Genomic DNA, 1,122 nt, shown 5'->3' on the forward strand with positions numbered 1-1,122 from the left:
TTGTTGGTGCGATCGTCGCAGGCATTATTTGGCAGATTGCCGGGCAGGCGTTTACTGCGTTTGTTGTAAGTTCGGCGCGTTATGATGTGATTTATTCCGGCTTTGCGGTAGGTATTGTTGCGCTATTATGGCTTTACGCGAGTTGGCTAATATTGCTGCTTGGTTCAAGCATTGCCTTTTATCTTCAGAACGATAACTACATAACGCGCGTTCTGAATGTGAAAGGTTCTCCAGTTGAAATAGAGCAGTTAGCGTTGCGTGTCATGATTGATGTGGCAGATGCGCAAGAGCGAAGAAGCTCTCCTATAAAGCAAGACGCATTGGAATCGATTCGTGGAGTGCCGGGCGTTTTAGTAAGGGAAGTGGTTGAGACCTTGCTTAAGGGGAAGCTGATCATCGATGCTGGAAAAGACGGCGACTGTTTTGTACTCGCGCGGTCTAGTGATCTTATCAGCGTCGCCGATATTTTGAGTTTGGCTCGACAAAAGCACTCGCGCCACTTGGCCGATATTCCTGAGGGTGTACGTACGATAGCTAAAGATCTGAATCAATTTATTGAGACGCAGTATTCTGAGAAAACCTTGAGGGATTTAATATCCACGTAAATTCTGCGAGTGAGTATCTGTTACGATACGTTTTATGGATGTGTGCCTTCCCGGTCGCCGAGCCTACTAACAATAAATACATCGAATAATAAATACATCGAATGAACGGAGTAAGTATGGGACGTAAGGTTCTACCAATCGCACTTGCCTTTTCGGCTGTTTCATCGGCGCCGGCCTTTGCCGGAGCACCAACATTTTCAGATGCGCGCTCCCTTGCGATGGGCGGAGTTGGAGTGACCGCCGCGCGGCCGGCTGCCTCAGGATTCTTTAACCCAGCGCTGCTTGCTGTAAAACAGCCTGAAAAACGTAATGGGTTTGGCATGGTTTTACCATCGGTGAATGTTATCGCGAACGACGAAGATGAGTTACGCGATGTTGTTGATGATTTTGAGGATGATTTCATTACGCCGTTTGAGACCGCAATCGATACTCTCGAAGCGAATATTGGTGGCGCAGGACAGGCAGCGGCACAGGCGGACTTAGCCGATAAGACGCAAGCACTAAACAATAAGCTAGC

General features: G+C 48.0%; 2 protein-coding genes. Both read left to right on the forward strand.

Annotation, left to right across the window (positions count from 1 at the left end):
- Positions 1–605: YhjD/YihY/BrkB family envelope integrity protein (locus A3750_RS14950; protein WP_197475060.1), on the forward strand; the 605-nt coding region annotated here is incomplete at its 5' end.
- Positions 606–721: 116 nt separating this feature from the next.
- On the forward strand, positions 722–1,122 hold a 401-nt coding region (traF, locus tag A3750_RS14955; protein ID WP_197475061.1), incomplete at its 3' end, for a conjugal transfer protein TraF.

The organism is Oleiphilus sp. HI0079, assembly GCF_001635105.1.